Origin of the sequence: Rhodoplanes sp. (genome assembly GCF_013377085.1) — a bacterium.
Lineage (GTDB): Bacteria > Pseudomonadota > Alphaproteobacteria > Rhizobiales > Xanthobacteraceae > Rhodoplanes.
The window spans coordinates 77678-102618 of sequence record NZ_JACAAX010000006.1 but is presented as its reverse complement, the minus strand read 5'-3'; the positions used below and the strand labels follow the sequence as shown (position 1 = coordinate 102618).

23 protein-coding genes are annotated in these 24941 nt (G+C 70.2%); 5 read left to right on the top strand and 18 right to left on the bottom strand.

From position 1 onward, the window contains the following. The first annotated feature begins 35 nt into the window (after window positions 1-35). The 4 genes from HXX10_RS06835 to HXX10_RS06820 all read left to right on the top strand — a co-directional run bounded on the left by HXX10_RS06835 (window position 36) and on the right by HXX10_RS06820 (window position 4891). Entirely contained in the window at window positions 36-1484 is a 1449-nt protein-coding gene (locus HXX10_RS06835) for an aldehyde dehydrogenase family protein (protein WP_296520990.1), read from the top strand. Continuing rightward, complete coding sequence (locus HXX10_RS06830) at window positions 1481-2518, top strand: NAD(P)-dependent oxidoreductase (protein WP_296520987.1); 1038 nt, start codon at window positions 1481-1483, stop codon at window positions 2516-2518. The genes HXX10_RS06835 and HXX10_RS06830 overlap by 4 nt, the downstream gene beginning before the upstream one ends. A gap of 87 nt (window positions 2519-2605) precedes the next feature. After that, window positions 2606-3574 (top strand): tripartite tricarboxylate transporter substrate binding protein, encoded by a 969-nt coding sequence (locus tag HXX10_RS06825; protein ID WP_296520985.1) that lies wholly within the window; start codon window positions 2606-2608, stop codon window positions 3572-3574. Window positions 3575-3661: 87 nt separating this feature from the next. Further along, on the top strand, window positions 3662-4891 hold the full coding sequence (locus HXX10_RS06820) for an MFS transporter (RefSeq protein WP_296520983.1): 1230 nt from the start codon (window positions 3662-3664) through the stop codon (window positions 4889-4891). A 24-nt stretch (window positions 4892-4915) separates the two neighbouring features. On the opposite strand, the gene HXX10_RS06815 is transcribed toward HXX10_RS06820, so the two are convergent. The 3 genes from HXX10_RS06815 to HXX10_RS06805 form a co-directional block, all read right to left on the bottom strand. Further along, window positions 4916-5632, bottom strand: a complete 717-nt coding sequence (locus HXX10_RS06815; protein ID WP_296520981.1) for a PopZ family protein — start codon at window positions 5630-5632, stop codon at window positions 4916-4918. Between the two features lie 172 nt (window positions 5633-5804). Further along, window positions 5805-7217 (bottom strand): TolC family outer membrane protein, encoded by a 1413-nt coding sequence (locus HXX10_RS06810; protein ID WP_296520977.1) that lies wholly within the window; start codon window positions 7215-7217, stop codon window positions 5805-5807. A 165-nt stretch (window positions 7218-7382) separates the two neighbouring features. Continuing rightward, window positions 7383-8051: a protein-L-isoaspartate O-methyltransferase gene (locus tag HXX10_RS06805; RefSeq protein ID WP_296520974.1), complete on the bottom strand. Its 669-nt coding sequence runs from the start codon at window positions 8049-8051 to the stop codon at window positions 7383-7385. Window positions 8052-8183: 132 nt separating this feature from the next. Between HXX10_RS06805 and HXX10_RS06800 the strand changes: the two genes are divergently transcribed. Then, window positions 8184-8798, top strand: a complete 615-nt coding sequence (locus HXX10_RS06800) for a DedA family protein (protein WP_296520972.1) — start codon at window positions 8184-8186, stop codon at window positions 8796-8798. A 2-nt stretch (window positions 8799-8800) separates the two neighbouring features. Here HXX10_RS06800 and HXX10_RS06795 read toward each other — a convergent pair whose 3' ends face one another. From HXX10_RS06795 to rplQ, 15 genes are all read right to left on the bottom strand, one after another. Continuing rightward, window positions 8801-9439 carry an MBL fold metallo-hydrolase gene (locus HXX10_RS06795; RefSeq protein WP_296520969.1) on the bottom strand — a complete coding sequence of 213 codons (639 nt, stop codon included), beginning with the start codon at window positions 9437-9439 and terminating at the stop codon, window positions 8801-8803. Next, window positions 9436-10230, bottom strand: a complete 795-nt coding sequence (gene pgl, locus HXX10_RS06790; protein ID WP_296520967.1) for a 6-phosphogluconolactonase — start codon at window positions 10228-10230, stop codon at window positions 9436-9438. Before pgl ends, HXX10_RS06795 begins: the two co-directional genes overlap by 4 nt. A 121-nt stretch (window positions 10231-10351) precedes the next feature. Further along, window positions 10352-11872, bottom strand: coding sequence for a glucose-6-phosphate dehydrogenase (gene zwf / locus HXX10_RS06785; RefSeq protein ID WP_296520966.1), 1521 nt, complete (start codon window positions 11870-11872; stop codon window positions 10352-10354). Beyond that, window positions 11869-12852, bottom strand: a complete 984-nt coding sequence (gnd, locus tag HXX10_RS06780) for a phosphogluconate dehydrogenase (NAD(+)-dependent, decarboxylating) (protein WP_296520965.1) — start codon at window positions 12850-12852, stop codon at window positions 11869-11871. Before gnd ends, zwf begins: the two co-directional genes overlap by 4 nt. An 18-nt stretch (window positions 12853-12870) precedes the next feature. After that, window positions 12871-15729, bottom strand: coding sequence for a bifunctional transaldolase/phosoglucose isomerase (locus HXX10_RS06775; RefSeq protein ID WP_296520963.1), 2859 nt, complete (start codon window positions 15727-15729; stop codon window positions 12871-12873). A gap of 251 nt (window positions 15730-15980) precedes the next feature. Continuing rightward, complete coding sequence (locus tag HXX10_RS06770) at window positions 15981-16376, bottom strand: response regulator (protein ID WP_296520962.1); 396 nt, start codon at window positions 16374-16376, stop codon at window positions 15981-15983. Continuing rightward, window positions 16373-17344: an HWE histidine kinase domain-containing protein gene (locus HXX10_RS06765; RefSeq protein WP_296520960.1), complete on the bottom strand. Its 972-nt coding sequence runs from the start codon at window positions 17342-17344 to the stop codon at window positions 16373-16375. Before HXX10_RS06765 ends, HXX10_RS06770 begins: the two co-directional genes overlap by 4 nt. A 245-nt stretch (window positions 17345-17589) precedes the next feature. Beyond that, the gene (locus HXX10_RS06760) at window positions 17590-17799 is read right to left on the bottom strand and encodes a hypothetical protein (protein ID WP_296520958.1); all 210 of its coding nucleotides are present in this window, start codon (window positions 17797-17799) and stop codon (window positions 17590-17592) included. 274 nt (window positions 17800-18073) lie between these two features. Then, entirely contained in the window at window positions 18074-19618 is a 1545-nt protein-coding gene (locus HXX10_RS06755) for an RluA family pseudouridine synthase (RefSeq protein WP_296520956.1), read from the bottom strand. A gap of 107 nt (window positions 19619-19725) precedes the next feature. After that, window positions 19726-20004, bottom strand: coding sequence for a type II toxin-antitoxin system RelE/ParE family toxin (locus HXX10_RS06750; RefSeq protein ID WP_296520955.1), 279 nt, complete (start codon window positions 20002-20004; stop codon window positions 19726-19728). Further along, window positions 20001-20222, bottom strand: coding sequence for a hypothetical protein (locus HXX10_RS06745; RefSeq protein WP_296520953.1), 222 nt, complete (start codon window positions 20220-20222; stop codon window positions 20001-20003). Before HXX10_RS06745 ends, HXX10_RS06750 begins: the two co-directional genes overlap by 4 nt. A gap of 69 nt (window positions 20223-20291) precedes the next feature. Next, the gene (locus HXX10_RS06740; RefSeq protein ID WP_296520951.1) at window positions 20292-21629 is read right to left on the bottom strand and encodes a replication-associated recombination protein A; all 1338 of its coding nucleotides are present in this window, start codon (window positions 21627-21629) and stop codon (window positions 20292-20294) included. A gap of 190 nt (window positions 21630-21819) precedes the next feature. Continuing rightward, a complete protein-coding gene (locus HXX10_RS06735; RefSeq protein WP_296520949.1) occupies window positions 21820-23220 on the bottom strand; it encodes a Do family serine endopeptidase in 1401 nt (466 codons plus the stop codon). 142 nt (window positions 23221-23362) lie between these two features. Beyond that, window positions 23363-24211 (bottom strand): c-type cytochrome, encoded by an 849-nt coding sequence (locus HXX10_RS06730; RefSeq protein ID WP_296520947.1) that lies wholly within the window; start codon window positions 24209-24211, stop codon window positions 23363-23365. A gap of 216 nt (window positions 24212-24427) precedes the next feature. Continuing rightward, complete coding sequence (gene rplQ, locus HXX10_RS06725) at window positions 24428-24844, bottom strand: 50S ribosomal protein L17 (RefSeq protein ID WP_296520945.1); 417 nt, start codon at window positions 24842-24844, stop codon at window positions 24428-24430. Window positions 24845-24941: the final 97 nt, after the last annotated feature.

The window sequence follows — 24941 nt, the reverse complement described above, 5'->3', positions numbered from 1 at the left end:
ACTGCGCTCATCGGTCCTGCAGCAACGGTGAGACGATGAACGCGAAGCCCAAGATCGCGGCGCGCCCGGACGACCTCGTCAGCATCGATCCGGCGACCGGCCGGATCGCCGGCACGGTGCCGGTGACGAGGCGCGGCGAGGTCGACGCCCTGGTGGCGCGGGCCGAGGCCGCATTCCGGTGCTCCGGCTGGGCGGCGCGGCGGCCGGACCGCAAGGCGGCCGTGCTGCACGAGGTGGCGCGCCGGCTGCTCGCCGAGAAGGAGGCGCTGGCGCTCCTGCAGATGCGCGACAACGGCAAGCCGCTCGCCGAGTGCCGCGCCATGATCGACGCCGCCGCCGGCGCCTTCCGCTACTACGCCGGCGTGGTCGAGACCCACGAGACCGAGGTGACGCCGCCGCGCGGCGACTACGTCTCGATGACGGTGCTGGAGCCCTACGGCGTGGTGCTGGCGATCACGCCGTGGAACTCGCCGATCATGAACGAGGCCCAGAAGGCGGCGCCGGCGCTCGCCGCCGGCAACGCCGTGATCCTCAAGCCCTCGGAGGAGACCCCCCTGCTGGCCCCCGAGCTCGTCCGCATCTGCCTGGAAGCGGGCCTGCCCGAGGACCAGCTCCAGGTCGCGCAGGGCACCGGCGAGGAGATCGGCGCCGCTTTGGTGGCGCATCCCGGCGTGCGGATGATCTCGTTCACGGGCGGCACCGACACGGGCCGGGCGATCGCCCGGGTCGCCGGCGCCCGCCTCGTCCCGGCCGCCCTCGAGCTCGGCGGCAAGTCGCCCCATATCGTCTTCGCCGACGCCGACCTCGACCAGGCGATCGCCGCCGTCGCTGCCGGCATCTTCGGCTCGTCGGGCCAGAGCTGCGTCGCCGGCTCGCGGCTGTTCGTCGAGGCGAGCGTCTACCGCCGGGTGGTCGACGGCGTGACGGAGCGCGCCGCCGCCGCACGCGTCGCGGCGCCCGACGATCCCTCCGTCGAGATCGGGCCGCTCGCCTCCTTCCGGCATCGCGACAAGGTCGCGCGCCACGTCCGCGAGGGCCTCGCCGAGGGCGGCCGGGTGCTCACCGGCGGCGAGGTGCCGCGCAGCCCGGTCTACGACATCGGCGCCTACTACGCCCCGACCGTGATCGAGGGCCTGCCGGCGACCGCCCGGCTCTGCCAGGAGGAGATCTTCGGGCCCGTGCTGGTGGCACTGCCGTTCCGCGACGAGGCGGAGCTGATCGCCAAGGCGAACGGCACGCCCTACGGGCTCGCCTGCGGCATCTGGACCGAGAGCTTCAAGCGGGCCTGGCGGATCGGCCGCGCCCTCGAGGCCGGCTCGGTCTGGATCAACACCTACAAGCAATCGAGCATCAGCTCGCCCTTCGGCGGCTTCAAGGACAGTGGGCTCGGACGCGAGAAGGGCGTCGACGGCCTGCGCCTCTACGGACAGGTGAAGAGCATGTATTTCGGCCTCCACACCCAGCCTTTCGGAATCGCCCGATGACCGGCGCCCGCGTCTCCGCCGCCGTGCCGATCGCCGGCCGCCGCTTCGTCGTCATCGGTGGCGCCAGCCTGGTCGGCTCGACCACGGCCGATCTCCTGCTGGCGCGCGGCGCCGGCGAGGTCGTGCTGTTCGACAACTTCTCCTTCGGCTCGCGCGAGGCGATCCGCCATCTCGCCGACGATCCGCGGGTACGGGTCTTCCAAGGCGACGTGATGCGGCTGCCCGACCTGCTCGCCGCCCTGGAGGCGGCCGACGGCGTGCTGCACCTCGCCGCCATGATGACCATCTCGATGGACCGCGACCCGTGGAGCGGGCTCGACGTCAACATCCGCGGCGCCCAGAACGTCATCGAGGCGTGTCTCGTGCGCGGCGTGCGAAAGCTGGTGTTCGCCTCGTCGAACGCCGTCTACGGCTACGGCCCCGGCGTCGCCGGCGACCTGGTCGAGGACACGCCGTTCCATTCGGCCGGCGCACCGCCCGCCGCCGTGCTGTACGGCGCCTCGAAGATCATCGGCGAGCAGCTCTGCCGCCAGGCGCACCGCAAGCACGGCCTCGACTATGTCGTGCTGCGCTACTCGACCGTCTACGGCGAGCGCCAGCACTATCGGGCCGCCAACGCGCTCTACATCGTCGAGACCCACGACCGCATCAAGGCCGGCTTGCGGCCGCGGGTGATCGGCGACGGCGCCGAGACCAAGCACTTCGTCTATGTGGGCGATCTCGCCCGCGCCAATGCGATGGCGTTCGAGGCGGCGGCGACCGACGTCGCCGTCAACGTCTCGGGGCCGGAGCCGATCACGACGCTCGCGCTGGTCGAGCTGGTCTGCGAGCTGACCGGCACGACGCTGCGCCCCGAGCATGTCGAGCCCGAGGCCGGCAAGGTGCGCCTCACCTCCGGCGGTGCCTTCCGGATCGACCACGCGGCGGCCGAGCGCGCGATCGGCTGGCGCCCGGAGGTGAGCATGCGGGAGGGCCTGCGCCGGCTGCTCGCCTGGCGCGACCAGGGCGCCGCGACCGTACAAGCCGCGGAGTAGAGCGGCGGCGCGCAACGTGCCGGGCCGCGAGCCCGGCGCCACAACAAGAAACCGAGACGCTCGACCGTTGGCCCGGGAGGACCGCACATGACCACGACGATCACGCGACGCCGCCTGATGGCGGCCGGCGCCGCCTGTCTCGCCATGCCGGCCGTGACGCGCGCACAGGGACCGTATCCGAGCCGGCCGATCGAGCTCTATGTCGGCTTCGCGCCCGGCGGCGGCACCGACATCACGGCCCGCACCTTCGCGAAATACCTCGAAGCCGCGCTCGGCGGCGCCGTCCTGGTCGTCAACAAGCCCGGCGCCTCCGGCGAGATCGCGCTGTCCCAGGTGGCGCGCGCCGAGCCCGACGGCCACACGCTGGCCGTCACCAACATGCCGGGCTTCATCACGATTCCGATCGAGCGCAAGGCGCAGTTCAAGCTCGACGACTTCCACCTGATCGCCAATCTGGTCAGTGACCCGTCGGCCTTCAGCGTGGCGCCCGACAGTCCGATCCGAACGGTCGGCGATCTCGTCACGGCGGCAAGGAGCCGCCCCGACCAGGTCACCTACGGCTCGACGGGGGTCGGCACCGACGACCACCTCGCCCTCGTGCTGTTCGAGGAGGCGGCCGGCGTGAAGCTCAACCACATCGGCTTCCGCGGCGCCGGGCCGCTCGCCACCGCGCTGGTCGGCAAGCATATCGACGTCGCCGGCCTGAATGTCGGCGAGGCGGTGCCGCAGGGCGGCAATCTCCGCATCATCGTCCAGGGCGGCACGACGCGCTCGCGCTTCGCGCCCGACGTACCGACTTTCAGGGAGGCCGGGCTGGCGATCGAGATGGGCTCGGAGCGCGGCCTGGTCGCGCCGCGTGGCCTCGACCCGGCGGTCGCCAGGCGGCTCGGCGAGGCAACCGCCAAGGTGTTCAAGGACCGCGAGTTCGTCGAGCGGATCGAGCAGCAGTTCACCGAGGTCGCCTATCGTCCGGGCGCCGCTTGGCGCGACAGCCTCGCCGCCGCCGACGCGCGGTTCCGCGCGCTGTGGCGCAACCGGCCCTGGTCGAGCAGCTAGCCCCGCCCGGCCCTGGAGGAGCGCGGCCGCCCTGGAGGGGCGGCCCGGATGGTATAAGCTGCCGACCCGACAGGACGCAGCTCGCCCGTGCCGATTCCCTCCCCCGCTCCGCCGCCGGCTGCGTCGCCTCCCGCGCCGCCGTCAGTCGCGCGCCCGATCGCCGTGCTGGCGCTCGCCGGTTTCGCCAGCCAGGCGCAGGTGCGCGCCGCCGACTCGGTGCTGCCGCAGATCGCCGCCGATTTCGGCGTGACGGTCGGGGCCGCCTCCATCGTCGTGTCGTCCTATCTGGTCGTGCACGGCACCATGCAGCTCTTCATCGGGCCGCTCGGCGACCGTTTCGGCAAGTACCGGACCATCACGGTCGCGGCCGCGCTCGCCGCCGTCCTGGTGCTGTGCTGCGCGCTCGCCGCCTCGCTCACCGGCCTGACGCTGATCCGCATCGCCTGCGGCCTGATGGCGGCCAGCATCATCCCGCTCGGCATGGCCTATATCGGCGACACGGTGCCCTACGAGCGCCGCCAGCAGGTGCTCGGCCGCTATCTCTCCGGCCAAATCTCCGGCCAGCTCTTCGGCCAAGCCGCCGGCGGCATCATCGGTGACGCCTTCGGCTGGCGGGCCGTGTTCGTCGTGCTCGGCAGCGTGTTCCTGGTCGTCGCCGCCGCCTTGCTCGTCGAATTGCGCCGTAATCCGCTGACCCGCGCCCGTCCGGCGCATGCCGACGCGCTCGGGCTGATCGGCGGCTATCGCGCCGTGCTGACCAACGCCTGGGCCCGGACCCTGATGGGCATCGTGTTCGTCGAGGGCCTGCTGATGTTCGGCTCGCTCGCCTATATCGGGGCCGACCTGCATGTCCGCTTCGGCCTGAGCTTCACCATGGTCGGCGTGGTGATCGGCACCTTCGGGCTCGGCGGGCTGATCTATGCGGGGTCCGTGAAGCTTTTGGTCGGCCGGCTCGGCCAGACCGGGCTGGCGATGGGCGGCGGGCTGGTGCTCGGCCTCGCCTATGCGACGCTGGCGCTGGCGCCGGTGTGGTGGATCACGCCACTCGGCGTCACGCTGGTCGGGCTCGGCTTCTACATGCTGCACAACACGCTGCAGACCAACGCCACCCAGGTCTCGCCGGAGGCGCGCGGCACCGCGGTCGCGCTGTTCTCGGCGGCGCTCTACATGGGCCAGCCGGTCGGCGTCGCCTTGTTCGCGTGGGTGATCGACCGCTTCGGGGCGCCGCCGGTGTTTCTCACTGCGGCCGTCCTGCTGCCGCCGCTCGGCCTGTGGTTCGCGGCCAAGCTGCGGGCGCGCGCCGCCGCGGCGGCATGATCCGCCGGCGTTTCAGAGCGCCGATCAGTTGCTGCGGCCGCGCGCGACGCGGTCGATCTCGGCCCGCACCATCCGCTCGACCATCTGGGGCAGATTGTCGTCGAGCCACGCCTTCAGCATCGGCCGCAGCATCTCGCGGACCAGATCCTCGAGCGTGCGGGCATTCTGCACCAGCACGGTCTCGGCGAGCGCGTTGAAGGCCGAATCGACCGCCGCCGAGGTGGTCGACGACATCAGCGGGCGGTCGGGCGGGACCTCGGCATAGGAGGCCGGGATCGGCCGCGCCGCCGGCTTGGCAGGGGCCGGCTCGTCGTCCCAGCCGGAAGGCTCGCTGAACACGACGTCCGAGTGGGCGTCGATCTTTTGGAAGGCCGGCGCCGGTGTCCGCATGGCCTCGGTGAGCTCGAGGACATCCTCTGCGGGAGGCGGCGGTGCGGGACGGGGCGCAGGCGCGGCGGCCACGGGCGGAGGGGGCGGCGGCGGAGGCGGCTCGGGTTCCGGCTCCGCGGGCGAGTCGAAGCTCGCGAACAGCGCGTCGATGTCGTCTTGGCTGTTGCTGGCGTCGGGCGGCTTGGCGGCTGCCGGCGGCGGCGGCGGTGCGGGCTTCGGGACGGCGGCCACAGGCGCGGGTGCTGGCTTGGCCGCAGGCGCCTTGGCGGTGTCGTCGTCGGCGATGATCCGTCGGATCGACGCGAGGATCTCCTCCATCGACGGCTCTGGCGCCTTTGCCGGTTGGTTCATGCGATCCGTTCCCGTTGCCGGTCGCTCCGGTCGAGCCGACGACTACCTGGTGCGAATCATCGCCCCGGCGCTGCCTCGCAGTATGAAGAGCGGACGATCATGTGCAACCAATCCAATGACATTACACCCAATTTCGGCGGCGCGCACGAGCCGCGCGGTCGCCGCTGCACCGTCAGCGGCCATCCGGAGTCCGCACGCCGCTCCAACTGTCGCGAACCTGATGATAGTGCGTCACAGGATCGTAGATCGAGGTCGGCAGCCCGAGCACCACGGGCGACAGCCGGCCGACCGCGGATAGGAGCGTGTAGGACGCCACCACGCGGTCGCGCTGCGCCGTCACCAGGGCGACCCGCGCATTGACGAGCTCCTGCTGGGCGTTGAGAACGTCCAGCGTCGTGCGCTGGCCGACCCGCGCTTCCTCGCGCACGCCGTTGAGCGCGATCTCGGCCGCCGACACCTGCGCCTGGGTCGCCTCGATCTGCGCCTTGGCGGCGACGAGCTGCCCCCAAGCCTGCACCACATTGGCCTGCGCCTGGTCGCGCGCCGTCTCGAGGTCGAGCCGCTTCTGCCCGAGCGTCTCCTTGGCCGAGCGGATCTGCGCGTAGTTGGCACCACCCTGATAGATCGGCACCGAGAGCTGGCCGATCACCGAGGCGGAGCCCTGCTTGGAGATGACCGGGCTGACCTGCCAGCTCTGCTGCGCGTTGGCCGTGGCCGTCAGGGTCGGGTAGAGCGCACCTTCGTTGATCTTCACCTGCAGGGCCTGGACGTCGATGCCGAACATCGCCGCCGTGACGTTCGGGTTCTGGGCCCGGCCGGTGCCGATGGCGCCCGGCAGGTTCGCCGGCGACAGTCGGTCGACTGGCGTCGCGGCCGCGAGCTTGCCGGGCTCCACGCCGATCACCTGGCGGTAGGTCGCCTTCGACGACGTGTAGTTCGATTCGGCCTGCGACACCTGCGAGCGGCCGGCGGCGAGGCGCGACTCGCTCTGCGCCACGTCGGTGCGGGTCACCTCGCCGACCGCGAAGCGGTCGCGGGTCTGGCGGAGCTGTTCCTGCAGCACCTCGACGTTGCGACGCTGCAGGTCGAGAATCGCGGTGTCGCGCAGCAGGTTCATGTAGGCGGTGGCGCCGTTGAGCAGGACGTTCTGCTCGATCAGCCGCAGCGTCTCGCGCGCCGCCGAGACCTGGCCTTCGGCCTGGCGTACGCGGTTGCCGGTCTGGAAGCCGTTGAACAGCGTCTGGGTTCCGGTGATGCCGACGCCTTGCGGCATGAAGTCACCTTCGATCACGACCCGCTGTCCGGCCGAGGCCTGCTCGGTGCGCTGATGCTGATAGCCGACCGAGGCGCTCGCCGAGACGCTGGGGCGATAGCCGGACAGCGCCGTCGGCACGTTCTCGTCGGTCGACCGCACGATCGCGCGCTGCGAGTTGAGCTGCGGATTGTTCTGATAGGCCTGGGCGAGCGCGCCAGGAAGCGTGTCGGCCAGCGTCGTTCCGGCGCTGCTCCCCAGCGCCGCCGCGAACCCCGCCGCGGCGAGAGCCGCTGCGGCGAACCGGTGCCGACGCGTCGTCGCCCCTGCCATGGTCTACCTCGAAATCGTGAACGCTCAGATATGTCGGCGGGCCGTGTGAGAGCTGGCCCACCGTGGCGTCACAATAAAAACCGCTCAGCGCCCTGGATACCCCGTCGGTGAAAAAGATGCGTGGTGGCGCATTCGCGCCACAGCCGGCCAGCGAACAGATTAGCCTTAGAAAACAAATACCGGCGGCTTGGAAAAGGCCGGCAGGACGGGCGCCGAGGCGTCGAAGACCGGAACCCCGCTCGCCTCGCGATTGACGGAGCGATAGAGCACGACCTCGCCCGGCGCCTTGCTGCCGATGACGGCGACCAGGCGACCACCCTCGGCGAGCTGCGCCAGCATCGCCTTCGGAACCGAATCGACCGTGCCGTTGATCAGGATGGCGTCGTAGGGCGCGCTCCCCGGCCAGCCGGCCTCCAACGGGCCCGACACCGCGGTCGCGTTGGCGACGCCGGCCGAGGCCAGGAGCCGGCCCGCCGATTCGGCGAGCGCTGCCGTCTCCTCGAGCCCGGTCACCTGGGCCGCGAGACGGGCCAGAACCGCGGTCGAGTAGCCGGTGCCGCAGGCGATGTCGAGCACGCGGTCGGTCTCCGCCAGGTCGAGCGCCTGGATCATGCGGGCCAGGACCATCGGCTTGAGCAGGCAGCGGTCGGGCCGGCCGTGCGTGACGGACGCGACCGCCAGGTCGCCGTCCATATAGGCCATGGCGGTCTTGCCCGCGGGCACGTAATGCTCGCGCGGGACAGCCAGCAGGGCATCAACCAGGCGCAGATCGGTGACGCCGTTCGGTCGCACCTGGTTGTCGACCATCTTGCGGCGGGCGGCAGCGAAATCCATGGGGTCGGCTCCGCTTGCGTCCGTGGGCCGGACGCGGCTCGGCCGGTGTTGTGGAGCAGGCCCCCGCAAAAGGCAAGGCGGCCCTGCCGGTCCGGCTACGGCCGCCCGGGCACAATCTCTCGGGAGGACCATTTGCAGTCGCTGGCCCATATCGTCGAAAGCCTCGAGCCGCTGGTGCGCGACCACGGGGCCGGCGCCGTCACGGTGATCATTCTGCTCGAATCCTTCGGCGTGCCGTTGCCGGGCGAATCGCTGCTGCTGTTCGCCTCGGCGCTGGCCGGGCGCGGCGAGCTGTCGTTTCCGGCCGTGGTGGTCGGCGCCTGGATCGGTGCGGTGGCGGGCGACAATGTCGGCTACGCCATCGGACGGTTCGGCGGCCGCGCCCTGGTGCTGCGGTTCGGCGGGACCATCGGCCTCGATGCCGCGCGGCTCGCCCGGGTCGAGGCGGCGTTCGCCCGCTTCGGCCCGGCGACCGTCGCGGTCGCGCGCTTTGTCGCGGTGCTGCGGCAGCTCAACGGCGTGGTCGCCGGCACGCTGGCGATGGACTGGCGGCGTTTCCTGGTCTTCAACGCGCTCGGGGCAGCCGCCTGGGTCGGCTTGTGGACGACGCTCGGCTATGTGGCAGGCGAGCACGCCGACGCGCTCGTCGCCGCCGGCCGGCGGTTCTGGCCGGCGCTCGCCGCCGTCGCGGCGATGACCCTTCTCGCCGCTGCAGTCTGGTGGCTGCGCCGACGGCGCAGACCGTAGTGTCAGCGCAGGAACGGATTGGTCGCCCGCTCGTGGCCGATCGTCGAGGTCGGGCCGTGGCCGCAGATGAAGGCGACATCGTCGCCGAGCGGCAGCAGCTTCTCGGTGATCGAGCGAATCAGGGTGTCGTAATCGCCACCCGGCAGGTCGGTGCGACCGATCGAGCCGCGGAACAGCACGTCGCCCGTGATGGCGAAGCCCTGGCTGCGGTCGACGAAGGCGACGCTGCCGGGCGAGTGGCCGGGACAGTGCAGCACCTCGAGCGCGAGCTCGCCGACGCTCAGCCGGTCGCCCTCCGTGAGCCAGCGGTCCGGCGTGCAGTTGCGGGCCTCGATGCCGTAGGCTTGGCCGGACTCGACCAGACTGTCGAGCAGGAAGGCGTCGTCGCGATGCGGGCCCGTGATCGCAACCCCGAGCCGCTCCTTCAGCTCCGCCGCCCCGCCCGCGTGATCGATATGCCCGTGAGTCAGCCAGATCTGCTCGACCGTGACGCCGGCCTTGGCGATCGTCTCGGCGATGGAGTCGAGATCGCCGCCCGGATCGACGACGACGCCCTTCTTGGTCGCCTCGCACCACAGCAGCGTGCAGTTCTGCTGGAACGGCGTGACCGGAATGATGGCGGCACGGGCACGGGTCGTCATGACAGGTCCTTGGTCAGCGTGTCGGGTGCGGCGGCGCGGTCGACGAGCCACAGGGTCTCCCCCGCGGACCTGGCCCGCGCGGCCGGCAGATCGTCGCCCGCGAGGATGCGCGACAGCGCCGCGCGCTTGTCTCGTCCCGACACGATGAACAGCATGGCCCGGCTCGACGCAAGCGCCGGCAGCGTGAGGGTGACGCGCGGAACGAGCGGCGGTTGGCCCGCCATGTCGACCCCGATCACCCAGCGCTCGCGCTCGTCGAGCCCGTCCGCCCCCGGGAACAGCGACGCCGCGTGGCCGTCCGCCCCCATGCCGAGCAGCACGAGGTCGAACAGCGGCCGGGCGCGATCGAATCGATCGGCCCCGTAATGCGCCATGAGCGCGCCTTCGTAGCGCCGCGCCGCCGCATCCGGGTCGGGCGCATCGGTGGGCATCGCGTGGATGCGCGCCGGCGGAACGCCGAGCGGGTCGAGCAGCACTTCTCGAGCCTGAACGGCATTGCTGAGCCCGTGCCCTGCCGGAACGAAACGCTCGTCGCCGAAGAACCAGTCGATCCGCCCGATCGGGATTTTTTCGCGCAGCGGCCGCGCAGCGAGCCGCCGATACACCGGCACGATGGTGGAACCACCGGTCAAGCACACCGCTGCATGCTCGTCCACGCGTTCGAGCAGCGAAGCGATGCGTTCCGCCGCCGCCGCGACCAGTGTGTCGTGATCGTCGAGGACGACGAAGTGTCGGTCGGCCATCCTTGAGTCCTCGTCGTCGCTGAGCGGGCGACTGCCCTCCTCCGTCATTCCGGGGCGCCGCGCAGCGGCGAGCCCGGAATCCATACTCACAGACCGGGGTTATGGATTCCGGGCTCGCGGACCTTCGGTCCGCGCCCCGGAATGACCGAGATATAAATAGCACCCGCCCTCAGCAGACCGGGCGCCAGCGGCGGCCGTGATCGCCGATCAGCCGGTGCGCCTCCTCGGGTCCGTCGCTGCCGGCCTTGTAGAAGGAGAGGCCCTCCGGGCCCGCCTGCCGCCAGGCGTCGAGGAAGGGCTGCACGGCGCGCCAGCCGGCCTCGACCCCGTCGGCGCGCTGGAACAGGATCGCGTCGCCGATCATGCAGTCGTAGATCAGCGTCTCGTAGCCGGTGCTCGGTGCGCTCTCGAAGTAATCCTTGTACTGGAACGTCATGTGCACACCGTCGATGGCGATCGACGGGCCCGGGACCTTGGCGTTGAACTGCAGCGAAATCCCCTCTTCCGGCGCGATCCGGACGGTGAGGAAGTTTTCCGCGAGATGCTCGATCGGCGTGTGGCGGAACATCGCGAAGGGCGCCTGCTTGAACTTGATCGCCACCTCGCTGACACGGGCGCACAGCGCCTTGCCGGTGCGCAGGAAGAACGGCACGCCGGCCCAACGCCAATTGTCGATCGACAGGCCGAGCGCCACATAGGTCTCGGTCGTGCTGTCGGGTGCAACGTCGCGGGTGGCGCGATAGTCCGGTACGTCCTCGCGGCCGGCCCGGCCGGCGAGATACTGGCCGCGCACCGAGCGGCGCAGCGCCTCCTCGGGCGTGATCATCTGAATCTCGTCGAGCACATTCGCCTTCTCGCTGCGCACCGAGCGGGCGTCGAAGCGCGACGGCGGCTCCATGGCGACCAGCGACAGGAGCTGGAACAGATGGTTCGGCACCATGTCGCGCAGCGCGCCGGTGGCATCGTAGAACTTTCCGCGACGACCGACCGGAAGCGTCTCCGCCACCGTGATCTGCACCTGGTCGATATGGTCGCGGTTCCAGATCGGTTCGAACAGGCCGTTGGCGAACCGCATCACCATGATATTCTGCACCGTCTCCTTGCCGAGATAGTGGTCGATGCGGAAGATCTGGTGCTCCTCGAAGACATCGAGCAGCGCCCGGTTGAGCGCCTGTGCCGAGGCGAGATCGGTGCCGAACGGCTTCTCGATGATCAGCCGGCGCCACGCCCCGTTCTCCTCGCGGGCGAGGCCGGTGCGGCCGAGCGCGCGGGCGGTCGGCGTGAAGGCAGTGGGCGGCGTCGCCAGATAATAGAGGCGGTTGCCGCGAGTGCCGCGCTTATGCTCGATGGCGACGAGCGTCTCGCCGAGCCGATCGAACGACGCCTCGTCCTCCGGGCCACCCTGGACATAGGTGACGCAGGAGAGCAGCCGCTCGACCACGGCCGGCTCGACCTTGCGGGTGGCGAACTGATCGAGGGCTTTTCGCAGGCCATCGCAGAACGCCGCGGTGGTCATCTCGGCGCGCGCCACGCCGACAATGGAAAAGGCGTCGGGCAGCAGGCCCGACGCGGCGAGATTGTAGAGGGCCGGCATCAGAAGCCGGTGGGTCAGGTCGCCGGACGCGCCGAACACCACGAAGCAGCACGGGTCAGCCGGGGGAACGACCCGCGCGCCGTTCTTTGCCGTCACGGACCCGCCTTCGGCTCGACATGGCCGCCGAAGCCCTGCCGCATCGCCGACAGGATCTTCTCACCAAACGTGTGGTCGCGGCGCGACCGGAAGCGCGCATAGAGCGCGGCCGAGAGCACGTCGGCCGGCACCGCCTCGTCGACGGCCGCCATGATGGTCCAGCGCCCCTCGCCCGAATCCTCCACATAGCCCGTGTAGTCGCCGAGATCGGCGTCGCGGGTCAGTGCCGAGGCGGTGAGGTCGAGCAGCCAGGACGTGATCACGCTGCCGCGCCGCCAGGTCTCGGCGATGTCGGTGAGGTCGAAGTTGAATCGCTCCTCCTTGGGCAGCGCCTCGCTGCCGGCGTTCTTGAGGATGTCGAAGCCTTCGGCATAGGCCTGCATCAGGCCGTACTCGATGCCGTTGTGGATCATCTTGACGAAGTGGCCGGCGCCGCTCGGGCCGGCGTGCAGATAGCCGCGCTCGGGTCGCGGATCGCGGCCTTCGCGGCCCGCGGTCGGCGGGATCTCGGCCTCGCCGGGTGCCAGCGTCGCGAAGATCGGGTCGAGGCGCTTCACCGTCTCCTTTTCGCCGCCGACCATCATGCAGTAGCCGCGCTCGAGCCCCCACACGCCGCCCGAGGTTCCGACATCGACATAGTGCACGCCGCGCTGCTTGAGCCAGCGGGCGCGGCGGATGTCGTCCTTCCAGAACGTGTTGCCGCCGTCGATCACGACGTCGCCGGACGACAAGAGCCCGGACAGCGTTTCGATCGTGCTCTCGGTGATCGGGCCGGCCGGCAGCATCACCCACACGACGCGCGGGGTTTCGAGCTTGCGCAGCAGATCCTCGATGTCGGAAGCGCCGACGGCGCCGTCGGTCACCAGGGCGGAGACCGCCCGCTGATCGCGGTCGTAGACGGCCGCCGTATGGCCGTTGCGCATCAGACGACGCACGATGTTGCCGCCCATCCGTCCGAGCCCGATCATTCCGATCTGCATGATGTGTTCTCCTTCAGCTCAGGGCGTGGCGCTCAGCGCGTGCTCGACGGCGGCGGCGAGCGCCGCCAGCCCGGCCGTGACGTCGGTCTTGATGTGGACCCGCAGCGCCCGCCGGCCGCGGTCGGACAAGACGCCGAAGTCGCCGCGCGCCTGCGCCGCCTTGACGAGGCCGAAGCTCGCGGTCTGCCCGGGAATCGGCAGGTCCGGGTGGTCGTCGGCCGTGATCTGGAGGACGACGCCGGTGTCCGGGCCGCCCTTGTAGGCCTGGCCGGTCGAGTGCAGGAAGCGCGGCCCGAAGCCGACGCAGGTGGCGACCTTGCGGCGCGCCCGCACGGCGAGCCGCATGCTCTGCAGCGTGCCGATATGGGAGCGGTTGCGTGCCACATAGGCGAGCAGCGCCACGTAGTCGCCGGGGCGGATGCGGGCGAAATGCGCCTTCAGCCAGCTTTCGAGATCATTGCCCGCCCCGGCGGCGCGCAGCGCCTCGGCGTTCTTGGCATCCGTGAACACGTCGAACGACCCGTTCGAGGCGACCGGCGTCTCGGCCGGCAGCCGCCCGGTCGCCTCGAAGGCGGCGGTCAGCTCGCGGGTCTTGATCTTGCTCGCCTCGACGTCGGGCTGGTCGAACGGGTTGATGCCCAGCACGGCACCCGCCACCGCGGTGGCGATCTCGAACCGGAAGAACTCTTGCGCAATCTCGGCGCGGTCGCGCAGCACGATGCGGACGACCGGGTGGCCGGCGTGCTCCAGCGCGGCGATCTCGGCGTCGTGCGGCGACGATGCGTCGGCGGCGAGCCTGAGATCGACGAAGATGCGGTCGCTGCCGTAGCACACCGGCGAGCCGAGCGGCTCGCCGTCGACCGGGATGATCGCCTTGCCGTTCTTGCCGGTCGACTCGGCGACGAGCTGCTCGGCCCAGGCGCCGAAATCGGCGAGCCCCGACGAGGCCAGCATCGTCATCTTGTCGCGACCGGCCTTGGCGGCGAGCCCGAGCACGAGGCCGAGCCGAACGCCCGGGTTGGCGGAAGGCGGCACGTCGGCGCCGCAGGCATGCACCATCACGTCGGCCGAGGCGACGAACGCCTCCACGTCGATGCCGGCCGCGGCCGCCGGCACCAGGCCGAACGGCGACAGCACCGAGTAGCGCCCGCCGATGGTCGGCTCGCCGTGGAAGATTTTTCGGAACCCGTCGCGCTTCGCCACCTTCTCGAGCGAGGAGCCCGGATCCGTGACGGCGACGACATGCTGGCCGGCCGCGTCGCCCACGGTCGCCCGCAGGCGGTCGAGGAAATAGGCGAGCATCACGTTCGGCTCGGTGGTCGAGCCCGACTTGCTGGAGACGATCACAAGCGTCGTGGCGAGCTTCACGGCGGCTTCGGTCGCCCGCACCTGCGCCGGATCGGTGGAATCGAGAATGCGCAGCCGCGGCCAGCCGGGCTGCGGCCCGAAGGTCTCGGCCAGCACCTCGGGGCCGAGGCTCGATCCGCCCATGCCGAGCAGCAGCACATCGGTGAAGCCGGCTGCCTTCACGTCGGCCGCGAAGGCCTTGTATTCGGCGAGCTTGTCGCGCGCCTCGGCCGTGCTCGACAGCCAGCCCAGCCACTTCGCCTCGTCGGTGCCGGTCCACACGCCGGCGTCGCGCGCCCACAGGTGGCGGATCAGGCCCTTGGCGCGCCAGGTCTCTGCCTCGGCCGACACGGCCTCGGCGAGGGCGCGATGGGCCGTGATGGTCTGCCGATTCATGCGGTCGCCCAAGACCTCGGCGCGCTTGGTCGCGACGGCGGCCAAAAGCTTGTCGGCGGCGTCGGCGAACAGCGCCACGCCCTCGGTGACCAGGCGGTCCGTCACCTCGTCGAGCGAGATGCCGGCCCGCGCCAGCCCGGCGAGCGCCGCCTCGGCCTCGTCGACCGATCGCTCGAGCGAGGCGGACGGGCTGCCGTGGTCGCGGAACGCATCGAGCGTCGCCGGCGGCACCGTGTTGACCGTATCGGGACCGATCAGCTCGTCGACATAAAGGACGTCGCTGTAGGATTTGTTCTTGGTGCCGGTACTGGCCCAAAGCAGCCGCTGCGGCCGCGCGCCCTTGGCGGCGAGCGCCTGCCAGCGCGCGCCGGCGATCATCGCCTTGTAGCTGCCATAGGCGACCTTGGCGTTGGCGATGGCGATCTCGCCCATCCGCTCCTCGATATGCGACTTTTCCTCGGGGTCGGCGACGGCGGCGGCCTTCTGCTCGAGCAGTGCGTCGACCGCGGTGTCGATGCGGCTGACGAAGAAGCTCGCCACGCTGGCGACCTTGGAGACGTCGCCACCCTTGGCCGCGAGCGCCTCGAGTCCGGCGATATAGGCCTCGGCCACCTCCTCGTAGACGCTCCGCGCAAACAGCAGCGTCACATTGATGTTGATGCCCTCGCCGATGAGGGTGCGCACGGCCGGAACGCCGGGCGCCGTGCCGGGCACCTTCACCATCAGGTTGGGGCGGTCGACGTCGCGCCACAGGCGGCGTGCCTCGGCGACGGTCGCCTCGGTGTCGAGCGCCAGATAGGGCGACACTTCGAGGCTGACGAAGCCGTCGGCGCCGCCGGTCGCGTCGTAGACGGGCCGCAGCACGTCGGCCGCCTTCTGGATGTCGGCGACGGCGAGCCGCTCGTAGAGGTCGCCGACGCTGCGGTCGCGCTCCTGCAGGGCCGCCCGGATGGCATCGTCGTACTCGTTCGAGCCGGCAATGGCCTTCTCGAAGATCGCCGGGTTGGACGTGACGCCGCGCACGCCGTCCTGCTCGACCAGCTTACGGAGATCGCCCTTCTCGACGAAGCCGCGGGCGACGAAATCGAGCCACACGGCCTGGCCTTGGGCCTGCAGCGCTTTCAGTGAAGTCATGGTCCTGGTCCAGAGGTTCGGGTTGCAGACCGAGCGGTCCGGTCGTAGGCGGCCCTCACGGGTCCGCGGGCGCCGGGACCCGGCACGGAGTCGAGCGTGATCTTAGTCGTTCGCACGCGCCCGACAACGACCGCGTCGACGGATCGTCGGGCCCGCGCTCCATTGTGATCGCCGTTTCGTCAAAGCGCGCAGGACGCGGCGCGGGGAACGGTCGGCGGAGCGCCGGCGAGGCTGCGGAACCACGCGAGAGGTCAGGGCTTGGCAAGAACCGCCTCGAGCGCACGGGCGAGCATTTCGGAGCGGAACGGCTTTTGGACGACCGGCATATGGGCCCAGGCAGGCGCCAGCCCGTCGGCACCGTATCCGGTGGTGAAGACGAACGGGACGCCGCGCTCGCGCAGCCGCTCGGCGACCGGATAGACCTCGACGCCGTCGAGATTGACGTCGAGCACCGCCACGTCGGGGCGCTCCTCGTCGAGGGCCGTCAGGGCTTCGTCGATACCCGCGACATTGCGCACCGTGCTGCAGCCGAGCTCGCGCAGCATGTCCTCGATCAGGAACGAAATGATGGCCTCGTCCTCGACGATGAGGACGTTCAGACGATCGAAATTCGGCAGAGACTGGTCTGCGTTGTCGTTCGACATCATCCCGGCGTCGATGACAATGGAATATCCATCGTACATCGCAGCCCGGACGCAGCGTAGTCAAGCGCGGCCGCCGCGCGGAGCTGCCGGGCGAGCCCGTGCTGCACCAGCCGCGAGCCGAAACCGCGGTGGTCCGGCGGGACCACGGCTGGGCCGCCCTGCTCGACCCACTCGATCCGGACGGTCGGCACGCTGTCGCGCTCGACCACCGACCAGGTCACCGCCACCCGGCCGGCCGGGACCGACAGAGCGCCGTATTTCACCGCATTGGCGGCGAGCTCGTGGAACACCAGCGAGAGCGTCAACGACGCCTGGGCGCCGAGCCGGATGGCGTCGCCGGCAATCTGCAGCCGGGTCGCCCCGCCACCGCAGCTCGGCGCCACCGCGCTCTCGACGATGGTCGCGAGGTCGATCGGCTCCCAGCGGCCGCGGGTGAGCTGGTCGTGGGCGCGGCTGAGCGCGATCAGCCGGCCCTCGAAATCGTCCTGGGCCTCGCGGGACAGGCCGCATTTGCGGATCGTGTGGTCGGCGAAGGACTGGACGGTCGCCAGCGTGTTCTTGACCCGGTGGTTGAGCTCGTTGAGCAGCGTGCGCTGCTGGTGGTCGACCCGCTTGCGCTCGGTGATGTCCTGGAAGCAGCCGACCGCGCCCAGCACGGCGCCGTCGTCGCCCGTGATCGGCTCGATATTGGCGAGCACCACGGCGCGGCCTCCGTCGGTTCTCTCCAGAACGATCTCGCGGTCGCGCACCGGCTGGCCGGTCCGCATGAAGTCGCCCACCGGGGTGTCGACGAGGCCGAGATGGTGCGTGCCGTGCTCGGTGTCGCGCACCGGCCGCGGCGGCCAGGCGGTGGGCGAGTCGTCGGTGACGATCGGCGAGCGGCCCCACATCTCGGCCGCCCGTCGGTTGCAATGGACGATCGCGCCGGCGCCGTCGCAGAGATAGGCAGCGACCGGAAGTGCATCGAGCATCTCTTTCCACGAATTCAGTTTTCGTGACGCGGCAAACAAATGCGAGCCACCCGATACGGCGCCGTCGTGCGTCAGAATGGGGTCCATTTCGGAGCCTTCACGGGGGGTGCAATCCGGCAGGAATGCTCAATTGCAGCCCTAACGCCGCAGCGCGGGATTGGTTCCACCGACCGATACGGAAGCTGTGGATGACGGATCGCCTTTGGCGACCGGGACCCGTTGGCTGTTACCGGCGGCGGTGCGCGTCAGGGCCGGGGCGCCAACCGGCAGCCGACGCGGGGATCGACGTCGTCCGCGGGCAGCAGCCCTTTCCGCGGCCGGACGGCTTCGATGCCGTGGTCAGCGGTTTCCGTCGAGAGCCGGAACCGGCCGATGGCCAAGGTCACCCGCGCGACCCGCGCGGCCTCGCCGATGTCGCCGTGGAAAACGGTCGAATCCAATCTCGAGCCGAACATCCGAGCCTTCCTCTCCCGCAATGGCGTGCGTGAGCGATCGTCATCGCGATCATGGTGAAGGCCGGTGGCGAGCAACGCCCACTACGTCTTCGACAAACCCGAGACACCGACAACCCTCACACTAGAGGGGCCGCGGTGGTTCGCTAATCCGGGCGAATGCGCTTGGTATGATTCCGCATTCGGTCGCGACGAATCGCGCCACATATACAATCGGTTATGACCGATTATCCGAAACCGTCGCAGCCCCCTTCGGATCTCCCGGCGCGGGGCCGGGTCAGTCCTCGTCCGGCGCGTCCTCGATCGGGTCGTAGCGGGTCGCGTCGAAGCCGAGCAGGTTCCACGACTGCACCATGTGGGCCGGTATCGGCGCCGTCACGTCGATGGTGCCGGCGCGCGGATGCGGGATCGCCAGACGGCGCGCCATCAAGTGAAGCCGGTTCTGAACCCCTCCAGGCAACTGCCAGTTTTCAATAGAGAAATACTTCGGATCACCAACGATCGGATGGCCTATATGGGCCATGTGGGCGCGCAACTGGTGGGTGCGGCCCGTCACCGGCTTGAGCGACAGCCAGGCGAGCTGCTGGGCGGCCGTCTCGACCACGGCGTAATACGTGACGGCGTGCGTCGCCCCCTCCTCGCCGTGCTTGGCGATCCGCATGAAGCTGTCGTCCTCGCGCTCCTCCTTGACCAGGAAGGTCGAGATACGGCCCTGCTTCGGCTTCGGCACGCCGGCGACCAACGCCCAGTAGACCTTTCGCGCCTCGCGCGACCGGAAGCTCTTGGCGAGGGTCGAGGCGGCGAAGCGGGTTTTTGCCACCAGCAGGCAGCCGGCCGTGTCCTTGTCGAGCCGGTGGACCAGCCGGGGCCGCTGGCCCTTGGCATCGCGCAGCACCTCCAGCATGCCGTCGACATGCCGCGTCGTACCGGAGCCGCCCTGCACGGCGAGCCCCATGGGCTTGTTGAGGACCAGCACGTCGTCGTCCTCGAACAGCGTGATGGACTTGAGGAACGCCCTCGTCTTCTGGTCGGCCTCCGAGCCGCCGGCCGGCTTCGGGGCGTCGAGCCGCAGCGGCGGCACCCGCACGGCCTGCCCGGCCTCCAGCCGGTCCTTGGTGTCGACCCGCTTGCCGTTCACCCGCACCTGGCCCTTGCGGACGATGCGCTGGATGTGACTGAACGACAGGCCCGGGAAGCGCGCCTCGAAGAAGCGGTCGACCCGCATGCCGTTCTCGTCCTCCGTCACCGTGACGGTCTGGACGGCGGTGGGCGGCGGAAGATTTGCGGCCTCGGTGGCCACCTCCACGGGTTCGGGCGCGGGCTGGTCCCGACGCGGACGCGCATCGCGGACGCGGTCCTGGCCGGGACGCTCCTCGCGGAACCGATCCTCGCCGGCATGGTCGTCTCGCCCCCGCGCGGGCCGGGGCCGCTCGGCATACGGACGATCGGCCGAGGGGCGCTCGGCCCGCGGACGGCCGGCAGTGGGCCGGTCGGCGTAGGACCGCTCAGCCAGCGTGCCGTCCTCGGGGGCGGCCTCGCGGCGCTGCTTGCCGGTCTTGAGGAAGCGCCGGTCGGGAGCGCGCTCCTCCTTGTTGCGGCCGGTGCGCGGACGGTCGTCGCTGCGGGCAACGCCGTAGATGCGCGTGCGTCCCTCGTCACCGTCGCGGCGCGGCCCGCGCGATCCCTCGCCCGCCGTCCGCTTGCCGCCGAATGCGGGACCACCGCCGGGCCGCTTCGCGCCGAAGGCGCCCTTTGGCTTGCTGCCGGGCTTGCCGGGACCACGCTTCGCGGCGCCCGGACCTTTGCCCGGAGGACCGCCCATGCGGCCGCGTCCCGGGCCGGCGGCCCGATCCTGATCGCGCGGACCGGCGATCCGCCGTCCGCCGCCCGGCTGCCGGGGTCCGCTGCCGCCTCGTGTCATGGCTCACCTCAGGTTCGGCGATTCCGGGCCGTGTGCAGCACGGCGACGATGTCGACGGCGTCCTCGCCGACCCGGTAGATCACCACGTATGGAAGTCCCGGCACGACCAGGATGCGGGTGCCCGGCACCTCGCCCGGCCGACCGGACCAAGGCATTCGGCGAAGTCGGTCGACTGCCGTATCGATCCGTCGGATCACCTTGCGGGCGGCCTCTGGATCATCCTGAGCGATGTAGTCGCGGATTTCTGCGAGGTCAGCAAGCGCAACCGTCCGATAGCGGAGCTTCATTTCGTCAGACGATCAAAGACCGCGCGAACCTCCTCCTCGCTCGCATAGTCCGGCTCGCCCTCCAGGCGACGCTCGATCTCGGCGACCTGATCGACGGTCAACCAGGTTCCGGTTTCACTCGCCTCGACATAGTCGGTGAGCAGCTCGGCCACCTCGGCCTGCTGTTCCTCGGGGAGAGCTTTGATCCTGACGAGGACCTCGTCGAGACGCTTGTTCATGGTGCGATTCCCCATCGGCTGCCCACGCGGAGGCCAGTATAAGCCAGGCACCAGACGCGATCGACCTCCTCAGCCGCCGCGCTCGCGCCTGAGCTTCGCCCAGTAGTCCAGGCGCTTGCGGATCTCGCGCTCGAAGCCGCGCTCGGGCGGGTCGTAGAAGGTCTGGCGGCCGAGGGCCTCCGGAAAATAATCCTGCCCCGAAAAGGCCTCCTCGGTCGCGTGGTCGTACTCGTAGCCGGCCGAATAGCCCTCCTGCTTCATCAGCTTGGTGGGCGCGTTGAGGATGTGCTTGGGCGGCAGCAGCGAGCCGGCCTGCTTGGCGGTGCGCATCGCCGCCCCGTAGGCCTTGTAGGCGGCGTTCGATTTCGGCGCGGTCGCCACATAGATCACCGCATTGGCGATGGCGAGCTCGCCCTCCGGGCTGCCGAGGAAGTCGTAGGCGTCCTTGGCCGCGTTGGCGATCACCAGGGCCTGCGGGTCGGCCAGCCCGATATCCTCGACCGCCATGCGGACGATGCGGCGGGCGAGAAACAGCGGGGCCTCGCCGGCATCGAGCATGCGGCACAGATAGTAGAGCGCCGCGTCGGGGTCGGAGCCGCGCACCGACTTGTGCAGCGCCGAGATCAGGTTGTAGTGGCCGTCCTGGCTCTTGTCGTAGATCGGCGCACGCCGCTGCACGATCTCCTGCAGCGTGGCGACGTCGAACACCTCGCCGGCGCGGGCGGCCCGCCACACCTCCTCGGCCAGCGTCAGCGAGGCGCGGCCGTCGCCGTCGGCCATCCGCACCAGCGACGCGCGCGCCTCCGCATCGAGCGGGAGGGCGCGGCCCTCTGCGGCCTCCGCCCTCGCGAGCAGCTTTTCGATGGCGGCAGCATCGAGCGGCCGGAACACCAGCACGCGCGCCCGCGACAGCAGAGCGGCGTTGAGCTCGAAGCTGGGGTTTTCCGTGGTGGCGCCGACCAGCACCACGGTTCCGTCCTCCATCACGGGCAGGAAGGAGTCCTGCTGGGCGCGGTTGAAGCGGTGCACCTCGTCGACGAACAGAAGCGTGCCCTGCCCCATCTCGCGACGATCGCGGGCGGCGTCGAACACCTTCTTCAAATCGGCGACGCCGGAGAAGACCGCGGAGATCTGGACGAACTCGAGGTCGGTCGCGTGCGCCAGCAGCCGCGCCACCGTGGTCTTGCCGGTGCCGGGCGGCCCCCAGAACACCAGCGAGCCGAGCGAGCGCGTCTCGATCATCCGGGTCAGCGCGCCGTCCGGCCCGAGCAGGTGGTCCTGCCCGACCACCTCGGCCAGGCTGGTCGGGCGCAGCTTGTCGGCGAGCGGACGCGGCGCGTCGTGATCGAGGCTGGCGGCCGCGAACAGCGAGGGTGAAGCGTCAGGCTTTTTGGCGCGGGTGGCCATGGAACGTCCTCAGCCGTCGACCGGCCGGGTTGCGGTGCGAGCGGCTAGAGCACTTTTCGCCGAAAACGATCCACACGCCGCTCATTCCCGCGCAAGCGGGAATCCAGGGCCGCCTGCCGTGTGGCCCCTGGGTCGCCGCCTTCGCGGGGACGAGCGGAAACCGATCGATTCACAACCACCGATAGATACTCTACCCGCCGAACACCACCGAGATGGATTGGCCCTCGCGCAGGATGGTGATCCGCCACAGGCGGTTCTGCTGGCCGGCGGCGCGTTCGAGATCGCTGCTCGATGCGATCTTCTCGCCGTTGATGGCGAGCACGACGTCGCCCTTGCGGAAGCCGAGGCTGCGGGCCGTCGAATTCTCCTGCACCTCGATGATGGCGACGCCCTGCAGCGAGATGTCGAGGCGGAGCTCATCGGCGAGCGCCGGCGACAGGTTCGCCACCTTGGCGCCCAGGAAGGGCGAGCGCGCCTTGATGACGCGCTCGTCGCGCGGGCCGTCCGGCACGGTCTCGAGCGGCACGCTGACGCGGATCTCGCGGCCGCTGCGCAGCACGCCGACCTGGGTCTGGCCGCCGGTCGCCTTCATGGCGAAGCGGTAGTCGAACGCATTGGGGTCGTCGACCTCGGTGCCGTCGATGGCGATGATCAGGTCGCCGGTGCGCAGGCCCGCCCGGTCGGCCGGGCTCTTCTGCACCACGGTGCCGACCAGCGCGCCGGCCGGCCGCTTGAGGCCGAAGGCCTCGGAAATCTCCGCCGTCACGGCCTGCAGCTTGGCGCCGAGCCAGGGCCGGCGCACCACGCTCGACCCGCCCTGGGCCGAGGCGATCACGCCGCGCACCATGTTGACGGGAATCGCGAAGCCGATGCCCTGCGAGCCGCCGGAGCGCGAGAAGATCGCCGTGTTGATGCCGATCAGCTTGCCGGAGAGATCGACCAGCGCGCCGCCCGAATTGCCAGGATTGATGGCGGCGTCTGTCTGGATGAAGAACTGATAGTCGGTGATGCCGACCTGGGTGCGGGCGACGGCCGAGACGATGCCGTGCGTCACGGTCTGGCCGACGCCGAACGGATTGCCGATCGCCAGCACCAGGTCGCCGACCGCGAGAGCGTCGGAATCGCCGAGCGCGATCGCCGGGAACTTCTCGCTGACGTCCTTGAGGCGCAGCACCGCGAGGTCGGAGCGCGCGTCCTTGAGGACGATCTCGGCCTCGAACTCGCGCTTGTCGGCGAGCGAGACCTTCACCTGGTCCATGTTCTCGATGACATGGTTGTTGGTCATGACGAGGCCGTTCGGATCGACGATGACGCCGGAGCCGAGCGAGCGTTGCACCTGCTCCTGCGGGCGGCCGCCAAAGAAGCGGCGGAACACCGGATCGTCCATCAGCGGATGGCGGTTCTCGACGATGCGGGCCGCATAGACGTTGACGACCGAGGGGGTGACGCGCTTCACCACCGGCGCGTAGGAGAGCTTGATCTCCCCGACCGAGGTCGGCACCCGGGACTCCTGGGCGGCGGCGGCGCCGATCGAGAGCGTCGCCAGGACGGCGGCGGCAATCCCCAGACCCGAGCGCAGAATGGACGGCATGGTGCGACTCCTCGTCGAAAGCTCGCGAACCATAGTGCCTCGCCCTCGGTAATTGAAGGGCCGCGGGAACCCCGAGCCGGGAACGACTGGATTCCCGCTTGCGCGGGAACGAGCGGGGTCCTCGGGGCGTCCCCCCGAAACCTCACTCGCGTGGCGGTAGCTTGCGCAGGTAAGCCACCACGGCGTCGATGTCGCCCGGGGTCATCCGCGAATAGAAGCCGTAGCCCATCGGCGGCTTGAGCTTCGTGCCGTCGCGCGAAATGCCTTCGGTGAGCGCACGCTTGATCTCGGCATCGGTCCAGCCGCCGAGCCCCTTGGTCGGGTGCGAGGTGATGTTGCGCGACGTCGACACGCCCCAGGGCCCCTTGAACTCCTGGTTGCCGGTTCCGGCCGCCGCGAAGTCGAGCCGGCCCTGCACCCGCGGCGTGTGGCATTCCATGCAGTGGGCGATGGTGACGAGGTACTCGCCGAGCTTCACCTTGTCGGTCAGCACGGCCGGGTCCACCGGCGTCTCGGCGCCGGGAAACACCTCGCGCGACACAGCAGCCTTGTAGACCGGGTTCTCGACCTTGTTGGGCGACGACTTGACGGTACGCAGATAGGCCACGATGGCCTTGGAATCCGCCGGCGTCAGCACACCATAGAAGCCGGTCGGCATCGGCGGGGCGAGCGGCACGCCGTTGGGGCGCACGCCGGTGCGCAGGGCCTTCTCGATGTCGTCGTCGCTCCAGGCGCCGATGCCGTTCTGCCGGTCCGGCGTGATGTTGGAGCCGCGCACCCGAAACGCCGGAGTGTCGAACACCGGGGTGCCGCCGGTCAGGGCACGCGCCATGTCGGGACCGTTGGCGCCGAACGGCGTATGGCAGTTGTGGCAGGTCATCACGGTGTTGACGAGGTAAGCGCCCCGTTCGACCGGCGTCTCGGCCCGCCCCGTCGTCGCACCCGCCGCCACGACCGCCAGCAGCCAAAGAAACGTCGTCAGCCCGCGCATCCCGATCTCCTCCCGTTTTGTCGCTTTGTGCGATTCGCGGCAGGATTGTTCGGAATACGCAGGCGTCCGTCCAGCAACCGGGCCGGCTCGCACCCGACTTGGGCCTGCAAAAGATCGTGACCAAACAAAACGCGCCACGGACGGGGTCCGGGCGCGCTCAGGGTCGAAACGTTTTGCAGCGCCGCTCCGATTCGGAACGGCCGTGTCAGGCGGCGGTCACGCCGCCTCGGCGTCCCTCTCGACCACCGGGCCGGAGTCCTTGCCCTTGGCGGAGACGTCGCGATCGACGAACTCGATCACGCCGACCGGGGCATTGTCCCCGTAACGGAAGCCGGCCTTGAGGACACGGGTGTAGCCGCCGTGGCGGTCCTTGTAGCGCGGCGCGAGCACGTCGAAGAGCTTCTTGACCATGGCGACGTCGCGAAGCTCGGCGATCGCCTGGCGGCGCGCGTGGAGGTCGCCGCGCTTGCCGAGCGTCACCAACTTCTCGACGATCGGCCGCAGGTCCTTCGCCTTCGGCAGCGTGGTGACGATCTGCTCGTGCTTGATCAGCGCCTGCGCCATGTTGGCGAACATGGCGCGCCGATGCTCGGACGTGCGGTTGAGCTTCCGGTGGGCGGAGCCGTGGCGCATGGTCGTATCCTCTTCCAGTCGGTCATTCCGGGGCGCGCGGCGATCCGGAATCCAGCACTAATGTCGACACTGGACCTGCTGACCGGCCGCAGCGCGT

What these genes read in the sequence shown, in the direction of transcription:
- HXX10_RS06775 (WP_296520963.1), bottom strand. Translation starts at nt 15,729, where the DNA reads ATGACTTCACTGAAAGCGCTGCAGGCCCAAGGCCAGGCCGTGTGGCTC.
- HXX10_RS06795 (WP_296520969.1), bottom strand. Translation starts at nt 9,439, where the DNA reads ATGACGACCCGTGCCCGTGCCGCCATCATTCCGGTCACGCCGTTCCAG.
- HXX10_RS06745 (WP_296520953.1), bottom strand. Translation starts at nt 20,222, where the DNA reads ATGAACAAGCGTCTCGACGAGGTCCTCGTCAGGATCAAAGCTCTCCCC.
- HXX10_RS06810 (WP_296520977.1), bottom strand. Translation starts at nt 7,217, where the DNA reads ATGGCAGGGGCGACGACGCGTCGGCACCGGTTCGCCGCAGCGGCTCTC.
- HXX10_RS06750 (WP_296520955.1), bottom strand. Translation starts at nt 20,004, where the DNA reads ATGAAGCTCCGCTATCGGACGGTTGCGCTTGCTGACCTCGCAGAAATC.
- HXX10_RS06825 (WP_296520985.1), top strand. Translation starts at nt 2,606, where the DNA reads ATGACCACGACGATCACGCGACGCCGCCTGATGGCGGCCGGCGCCGCC.
- HXX10_RS06835 (WP_296520990.1), top strand. Translation starts at nt 36, where the DNA reads ATGAACGCGAAGCCCAAGATCGCGGCGCGCCCGGACGACCTCGTCAGC.
- HXX10_RS06730 (WP_296520947.1), bottom strand. Translation starts at nt 24,211, where the DNA reads ATGCGCGGGCTGACGACGTTTCTTTGGCTGCTGGCGGTCGTGGCGGCG.
- HXX10_RS06805 (WP_296520974.1), bottom strand. Translation starts at nt 8,051, where the DNA reads ATGGATTTCGCTGCCGCCCGCCGCAAGATGGTCGACAACCAGGTGCGA.
- HXX10_RS06760 (WP_296520958.1), bottom strand. Translation starts at nt 17,799, where the DNA reads ATGTTCGGCTCGAGATTGGATTCGACCGTTTTCCACGGCGACATCGGC.
- gnd (WP_296520965.1), bottom strand. Translation starts at nt 12,852, where the DNA reads ATGCAGATCGGAATGATCGGGCTCGGACGGATGGGCGGCAACATCGTG.
- HXX10_RS06765 (WP_296520960.1), bottom strand. Translation starts at nt 17,344, where the DNA reads ATGCTCGATGCACTTCCGGTCGCTGCCTATCTCTGCGACGGCGCCGGC.
- HXX10_RS06735 (WP_296520949.1), bottom strand. Translation starts at nt 23,220, where the DNA reads ATGCCGTCCATTCTGCGCTCGGGTCTGGGGATTGCCGCCGCCGTCCTG.
- HXX10_RS06830 (WP_296520987.1), top strand. Translation starts at nt 1,481, where the DNA reads ATGACCGGCGCCCGCGTCTCCGCCGCCGTGCCGATCGCCGGCCGCCGC.
- HXX10_RS06815 (WP_296520981.1), bottom strand. Translation starts at nt 5,632, where the DNA reads ATGAACCAACCGGCAAAGGCGCCAGAGCCGTCGATGGAGGAGATCCTC.
- HXX10_RS06770 (WP_296520962.1), bottom strand. Translation starts at nt 16,376, where the DNA reads ATGATGTCGAACGACAACGCAGACCAGTCTCTGCCGAATTTCGATCGT.
- rplQ (WP_296520945.1), bottom strand. Translation starts at nt 24,844, where the DNA reads ATGCGCCACGGCTCCGCCCACCGGAAGCTCAACCGCACGTCCGAGCAT.
- HXX10_RS06740 (WP_296520951.1), bottom strand. Translation starts at nt 21,629, where the DNA reads ATGGCCACCCGCGCCAAAAAGCCTGACGCTTCACCCTCGCTGTTCGCG.
- pgl (WP_296520967.1), bottom strand. Translation starts at nt 10,230, where the DNA reads ATGACGGAGGAGGGCAGTCGCCCGCTCAGCGACGACGAGGACTCAAGG.
- HXX10_RS06755 (WP_296520956.1), bottom strand. Translation starts at nt 19,618, where the DNA reads ATGGGCGGTCCTCCGGGCAAAGGTCCGGGCGCCGCGAAGCGTGGTCCC.